General features: G+C 62.6%; 5 protein-coding genes. All 5 read right to left on the bottom strand.

Going from position 1 to position 6999, the window contains the following annotated elements; translation table 11 throughout:
- Positions 1-105 precede the first annotated feature (105 nt).
- Entirely contained in the window at positions 106-837 is a 732-nt protein-coding gene (dapB, locus tag AADW18_RS01710) for a 4-hydroxy-tetrahydrodipicolinate reductase (RefSeq protein WP_337341613.1), read from the bottom strand.
- Between the two features lie 258 nt (positions 838-1095).
- Complete coding sequence (locus AADW18_RS01705; RefSeq protein WP_337341612.1) at positions 1096-2304, bottom strand: PLP-dependent aminotransferase family protein; 1209 nt, start codon at positions 2302-2304, stop codon at positions 1096-1098.
- A 211-nt stretch (positions 2305-2515) separates the two neighbouring features.
- Complete coding sequence (locus tag AADW18_RS01700; RefSeq protein ID WP_337341611.1) at positions 2516-3637, bottom strand: prephenate dehydrogenase; 1122 nt, start codon at positions 3635-3637, stop codon at positions 2516-2518.
- 211 nt (positions 3638-3848) lie between these two features.
- On the bottom strand, positions 3849-4979 hold the full coding sequence (gene dnaJ / locus AADW18_RS01695; protein ID WP_337341610.1) for a molecular chaperone DnaJ: 1131 nt from the start codon (positions 4977-4979) through the stop codon (positions 3849-3851).
- Between the two features lie 90 nt (positions 4980-5069).
- The gene (dnaK, locus tag AADW18_RS01690; protein ID WP_337341609.1) at positions 5070-6986 is read right to left on the bottom strand and encodes a molecular chaperone DnaK; all 1917 of its coding nucleotides are present in this window, start codon (positions 6984-6986) and stop codon (positions 5070-5072) included.
- Between the last annotated feature and the right edge of the window lie 13 nt (positions 6987-6999).

Here is a 6999-nt window from a genome sequence, read left to right as displayed (position 1 = left end):
GCCCGTTGCTCCACCTGGGCCGGCCCCCCTTTCGTGCCTTTCATCTATTACTCAAAACCCTTATGCGCCACACCCGCCGCTCCTGCAAGGTCGGACCTGGGGCCCTCAATCCAGCAAATCACGCACCCGGTAGCTGCCGGCCACCTTCCCAACCAGCCGCCGAGCGGCATGAAGGGCGCCGCGGGCGAAGATGTCGCGATTGGTGGCGCGATGAATGAGTTCGATGCGTTCGCCTAGACCAGCAAACTGAACGGTGTGCTCGCCCACGATATCGCCTGCGCGCAAGCTGGCGTAATGGACCTCCACACCCGCGGTGCTGGCCGCCTGCCCCAGCGTCAACGCGGTGCCGGAGGGAGCATCTTTTTTCTGAGTGTGGTGCGACTCCACGACGTCGCAATCCCACTGAGCCAAGGCCTTTGCGGCCCGCTCAGTCAATTCGGTCAGCACCGCCACGCCCAGGCTGAAATTGGATGCCCAGACCAGCGGTATGCGTTCCGAGGCTTCCGTCAGCGCTTGGCGCTGAGCGTCCGACAGACCTGTTGTACCCGACACCAACGCCGCGTTGCGTTGCACGCATAGCGACAGGATTGAGTCGAAACCTTCCGGCAAGCTGAAGTCGATAACGACATCGAAGGCAGGAACGCCGTTCATTTCGCGCGCGGCGAAATGCGGAACGCCGTCGACCACCCGCTGCGCGGGCGGCCTGCCGGCAACGGCACCCACGACAGTGAACTGGTCAGGCTGCTCAGCCGCCAACCGCAACAAGGACTGGCCCATGCGCCCGGAAGCGCCGTGGATGAGTAACCGCAATGGTGAAGAGGAATCTGCTGGGTTCATTCACTCAGGCTAGCCCGGGTGGATGCAGGCGACAAGCATTTGCGGTATCCGCGCTACCGTCCGGCTCCGAACAAAGCCTGCGCCCGGGAGATGCCCGGCCTGTGCAATCCCGATATCCGTTCGTAGGTCGGCCCTGCGTGGCCGATCCTGACGCGCCGAACAAACACCTGGCGTCGGGGCATCGCCCCAACCTACTCGACTAAAACGAAAAAGGACGGAGCGCATCCGCCCCGTCCCATTATTCCGCCCGAACCGCGATCAGGCAGCGACGGCAGGCGACTTGATCGCGGCGATTTCCGCTTTCACCAACGCACCCAGCTTCTGCATGCCGAGTTCGATCTTCTCGGCCGGCACGGTGACGAAAGACAGTCGCAGCGTATTCGGCTGCGGATTGGCCGCAAAGAACGGTGCCCCCGGCACGAAGGCCACGTGCTGCTCGATGGCCTTGGCGAGCAACGCGGTGGTATCCACGCCTTCGGGTAAGGTCACCCAGATGAACATGCCGCCAGCCGGTCGGTTCCACTGAGCTTCGGCGGGAAAATAACGTTCCAGCGCCGACACCATCAGCTCGCATTGATGGCCGTACAGGGTACGGATTTCGGGGATATGGCGATCCAGGAAACCATCCTGCACCGCTTCGTAGACGATCCGCTGCGAGAACGAGGGCGTATGCAGATCCGCCGCCTGCTTGGCCTGCACCAGCTTGCCGTGCAGTTCTTCCGGCGCGATCAGGTAGCCCAGGCGCAGACCCGGAGCCAGCACCTTGGAGAACGAGCCCATGTAGACCACGTTGTCCGGATTCATCGACAGCAGGCTGGGCAGTTGTTCGCCCTGGTAGCTCAGTTCGCCGTAGGGATCGTCTTCGACCACCAGCACGCCGGCTTCGGTGGCTTTCTTCACCAGTTCCTGGCGCCGTTCCAGCGGCATGCGCCGGCCGGTGGGGTTCTGGAAGTTGGGCAGGCAGTACATGAAGCGCGCGTCTTTCAGCTGCTCGGCCGTCAGCGCGTCGGTGATGATGCCGTTCTCGTCGGTCTGCATCGGCGAGAACTGAGGCTCGAACAGGGAATAGGCCTGCAACGCGCCCAGATAGCTGGGGGTTTCCACCAACACCTTGCTGCCCGGGTCGATCAGCACCTTGCCCAGCAGGTCCAGGCCTTGCTGCGAACCCGTGGTAATCATGACCTGGCTGGGACGGATGGTTACACCGTGCTTGCTGTTGCGCTGCGCGATCCATTCGCGCAACGGCGTGAAACCTTCGGTGGGACCGTACTGCAGCGCGGCTTGCGCGCATTCGTCGAAGACCTTGTCGGTCGCCCAGCGCATGCGTTCGATCGGGAATGTCGCTGGAGACGGCAGACCGCCGGCGAAGGAGATCACTTCGGGCCGTTCAGTAACTTTGAGGATTTCGCGGATCGCCGAACTGGTCAGCGCCTGCGCACGTTTTGAGAGTGTGAATTTGGCGGTCATGCGGGCTAGTTTAGCGGTTCCGAGACGCTCTGCCTTCCCGCGTTGCCGTATTCAGGCGCGTTTTGGCCTTTGGAGCGCGTTAGAGCGACAGGAATGGCCGCTTTTCGTAGAGCGGAGCTTGCTCCGCTGTTTTCCCGACAATCAAGAGCAGCGGAGCAAGCTCCGCTCTACGAAAAGCGCCTTTACGGCTATTCGTATCACCAGCCGTACGTTAGGCCTCGGGGCGCGGCAGAACCCGGCCGATGCCACTCTCCGCGATCTCGTCGATCGCGCCTGCGAGCGCCTGGGAATCGCTTTCAGCCGTGAAACCCATGCGGAAATGCACCTCGCCCTCAGGCGTGCGCGAGGAGTGCACCGACGACAAACTGACGCCATGCCGCTCGAATACATGCAGCAAAGCGCGCAGGGAACCTGGGCGGTCCACCGGCAGATGCACGCTGAGGGTGCGGACCTCGGTCATATCCGCCAGCAGATAACCCAGCTTCTCGAAACTGTAGTTGCCGTGGTCCAGCGCTTTGGCACCTAGCGCGTCGTGGCTCGCCTGCAGAAATTCCTGGCGAAATGCCGCGCGAGCGTTGTCATCGCCAGCCTTGACCAAGCCCGTCAGCTCGGCCAGATGGTTGCTGAGCTTTTCCAGCATCTCCGGCACGTAGGGGTTGCCGAACTGGATGTCTTCATAGATGGCCGGATTCATCGACAGGATGCGCGCGATGATCGCGGTATCCATTTCGAACGAAGCCGAGCGAAAAGGCATCAAAGCGTCCAGCTCGCCCAATTCCGCCGCGTAATCGCGCAGCACTGCCGCTTGCGCCAAGTGGCTGGCGTGCACCATGGCCTGCACCAGCGCCATCACTCGGTCGTGTCGCTCCGGATCGCTGCGTACGCATTCGGCTTCCAGTGCATCCAATGCGCTTTGGAGCCAATCGCGCCATTGATCCAGCCGCGCTTCGCAGACCACCATCACCCTGCCCTTGAGCGTGGGTGATTTGGGTGGCGCGGTCATCGGATGCAGGCCCGCGACCTCGGCTTGGGATTCCAGCATCGCGGCTACCGGCGCGCGTTTGATCGATGTCACGTCCAGCCACAGCTTGCCGCGCTCGCGGCCATCGGCGACGCGCACGTATTCACGGATCAACGCCGGCGTTTGGCGTATCGGCGTGGAAAAAATCAGTACGTCGGCGCATTCGATCAGCGCACTTTCCGAAAGCGAATCCACCGCCGCCGGATCCCGGCCGACTACTTCCAATCCCATGCGCTCACGAAAGAAGCGCTGGAACCAGCGCCCATAGGCGCCCTCCATGCCGACCAGACCGATGACGGGACGTGGGTTCATTTTTCCCCTCTCCAGAAATGAAAGAGCCCGCCGGGACATGCCGGGCAGGCATCTATCGCAACGCACATCGTACCAAGGCCGGTGCTATCGCTTACCTCCACCGGCGCCATTCTTAGCGTAGAGCGGAGCTTGCTCCACTGCTGTCAGCATCGACACCAGAGACACTCAGCCGAGCAACCTCGGCTCTACGTCGCGTCGGCAGAGAACAGCGCTAGGACGTCATGCGGTCCCAGAAACCTTTCACGCCATCCAGGAACGTGGCGGATTTAGGCGAATGCTTGCGCACCTCTTCGCCCACGAACGTGGCTTCGAACTTCTCCAGCAACTCGCGCTGCTCGGGAGTCAGGTTGACCGGGGTTTCCACCACCACGCGGCAGTACAGATCGCCTTCGCCGCGGCTACGCACCGACTTGACGCCCTTGCCGCGCAGACGGAACAGCTTTCCGGATTGGGTTTCGGCCGGAATGCGGATCTCGGTTTCGCCGTTGAGGGTCGGCACCTGCACCGTGTCGCCCAGCGCGGCTTGCGATATCCGGATCGGTACTTCGCAATGCAGATCGTCGCCGTCGCGCTGGAAGATCGGGTGCTCGCGCACGCGCACTTCCACGTACAGGTCGCCAGGTGGTGTGCCGGGAGGGCCGGCCTCACCTTCACCCGTCAAGCGGATGCGGTCGCCGTTGTCCACGCCGGCCGGAATCTTGATGGACAGAACTTTTTCTTCTTCCACCCTGCCTGCGCCATGGCAATGCTTGCATGGATGCCGGATGGTCTGGCCGCGGCCGCCGCATGTCGGGCAGGTCTGTTGCATGGCGAAGATACCGCGCTGGACGCGCACGTTGCCGCGCCCGCCGCAGGTAGTGCAGGTTTCGACCTTGCCATCCTCCGAACCGGAACCGTTGCAAGGGTCGCACGGCGCCAGCGTGGGAATCTCGATACGCTTTTCTACGCCGGCAACGGCTTCTTCAAGATCCAGCTCCATCACGTAGCCGACATCGGCGCCACGACGCGCGGCGCGCGAGCCTCCGCCGGCGCCGCCGAAGATGTTGCCGAAAATGTCGCCGAAGATATCGCCCATGTCGGGCGCGCCGTAACCGCCACCGCCGCCGCCCATACCGTGCTCGAAGGCTGCGTGCCCATGTGCATCGTAGGCACGACGTTTGGCGCTATCGGAAAGCACCTCGTAGGCTTCCTTGCATTCCTTGAATGCCGCTTCGGCCGAGGTGTCGCCCGGATTGCGGTCCGGATGATGTTTCATGGCGCAGCGCCGATAAGCCTTTTTCAGGTCTTCGTCGCTGGCGGTGCGGGATACACCCAGCACTTCGTAGTAATCGCGTTTGCTCATAGGGAATCGGGAGTCGGGATTCGGGAGTCGTCAAAAGCGGAGAAGCGAGCCGTGACCCGCTTCTCCGATTCTCGATTCCCTATTCCCGATTCACTGCTTGTTGTCGTCCTTGACTTCAGTGAACTCGGCATCGACCACATCTTCGGTCTGGGCGGACCCGCCCTCGCCAGCCGCACCGGGTTGCTCCGCAGCCGCGGCCGCTGCGTATAGCGACTGGCCGGCTTCTTCCAGCGCCTTGGTCTTGGCTTCGATCTGGGCCTTGTCATCGCCCTTCATCGCGGTATCCAGGTCGGCGATCGCGGCCTCGACACGGCCGATCACATCGCCCGGCACCTTGCTGCCGTGCTCGGTGATCGCGGTGCGGGTGGCGTGCAGCAAGCCGTCAGCCTGGTTGCGTGCCTGCACCAGCTCATGGAACTTCTTGTCCTCTTCGCGATGCGCTTCGGCGTCCTGCACCATCCGCTGGATTTCTTCCTCGGACAGGCCGGAACCGGCCTTGATCTCGACCTTCTGTTCCTTGTTGGTCTTCTTGTCCTTAGCCGACACGTGCAGGATGCCGTTGGCGTCGATGTCGAAGGACACCTCCACCTGCGGCAGGCCACGCGGCGCCGGGTCAATGCCGGCCAGATCGAACTTGGCCAGGGACTTGTTGAAGCGGGCTTGTTCGCGCTCGCCTTGCAGCACGTGCACGGTCACCGCGGACTGATTGTCCTCGGCGGTCGAAAAGACCTGCGAAGCCTTGGTGGGAATCGTGGTGTTCTTCTCGATGATCTTGGTGAACACGCCGCCCAAGGTTTCGATACCCAGGCTCAGCGGAGTCACGTCCAGCAGCAGCACGTCCTTGACGTCGCCGGCCAGCACGCCGCCCTGGATGGCAGCGCCCAGCGCCACGGCCTCGTCCGGGTTGACGTCCTTGCGCGGCTCCTTGCCGAAGAATTCAGCCACTGCCTGCTGCACTTTCGGCATGCGGGTCTGGCCACCGACCAGGATCACTTCGCCGATGTCGCTGGAGCGCAGGCCAGCATCGTTCAACGCAGTACGGCACGGCTCGATGGTCTTCTTGATCAGGTCTTCGACCAGCGCTTCCAACTTGGCGCGGGTCAGCTTGATGTTCAGATGCTTGGGACCGGAGGCGTCAGCCGTCACGTACGGCAGGTTCACTTCGGTCTGCTGCGCGCTGGACAACTCGATCTTGGCGCGCTCGGCAGCATCCTTCAGGCGCTGCAGGGCGAGCGGATCCTTGCGCAGGTCGATGCCCTGGTCCTTCTGGAATTCTTCCACCAGATAGTCGATGACGCGCTTGTCGAAGTCTTCGCCGCCCAGGAAAGTGTCGCCGTTGGTGGCCAGCACTTCGAACTGCTTCTCGCCGTCGACATTGGCGATCTCGATGATCGACACGTCGAACGTACCGCCACCCAGGTCATAGACCACGATCTTGCGATCCTTGGCGTCGGTCTTGTCCAGGCCGTAGGCCAGCGCGGCCGCGGTCGGTTCGTTGATGATGCGCTTGACGTCCAGGCCCGCGATCTTGCCGGCGTCCTTGGTAGCCTGGCGCTGGCTGTCGTTGAAGTAGGCCGGCACGGTGATCACCGCTTCGGTGACGGTCTCGCCCAGGAAGGCTTCGGCCGTTTTCTTCATCTTTTCCAGGATGCGCGCCGAGATTTCCTGCGCAGACAATTTCTTGCCGTCGGAAGTGGTTACCCAGGCATCGCCGTTGTCATGCTGGACGATGCCGTAGGGGACCAGCCCGATGTCCTTCTGCACTTCGGCATCGGTGAACTTGCGGCCGATCAGGCGCTTCACCGCGTAGAAGGTGTTCTTGGGGTTGGTAACGGCCTGGCGCTTGGCCGAGGCGCCCACCAACACTTCGCCGTCCTTGGTGTAAGCGACGATGGAAGGCGTGGTGCGGTCGCCCTCGGCGTTTTCGATGACGCGCGCCTTGCCGCCTTCCATTATCGCCACGCACGAATTGGTCGTGCCTAGGTCGATACCGATGATCTTGCCCATTGTGGGTTGCTCC

This window comes from Pseudoxanthomonas sp. CCNWLY206-1, from assembly GCF_039710385.1.
Lineage (GTDB): Bacteria > Pseudomonadota > Gammaproteobacteria > Xanthomonadales > Xanthomonadaceae > Pseudoxanthomonas_A.
The sequence above is the reverse complement of the archived record's forward strand: the minus strand, read 5'-3'. Positions and strand labels throughout refer to the sequence as shown.

What these genes read in the sequence shown, in the direction of transcription:
- dapB (WP_337341613.1), bottom strand. Translation starts at nt 837, where the DNA reads ATGAACCCAGCAGATTCCTCTTCACCATTGCGGTTACTCATCCACGGC.
- AADW18_RS01705 (WP_337341612.1), bottom strand. Translation starts at nt 2,304, where the DNA reads ATGACCGCCAAATTCACACTCTCAAAACGTGCGCAGGCGCTGACCAGT.
- AADW18_RS01700 (WP_337341611.1), bottom strand. Translation starts at nt 3,637, where the DNA reads ATGAACCCACGTCCCGTCATCGGTCTGGTCGGCATGGAGGGCGCCTAT.
- dnaJ (WP_337341610.1), bottom strand. Translation starts at nt 4,979, where the DNA reads ATGAGCAAACGCGATTACTACGAAGTGCTGGGTGTATCCCGCACCGCC.
- dnaK (WP_337341609.1), bottom strand. Translation starts at nt 6,986, where the DNA reads ATGGGCAAGATCATCGGTATCGACCTAGGCACGACCAATTCGTGCGTG.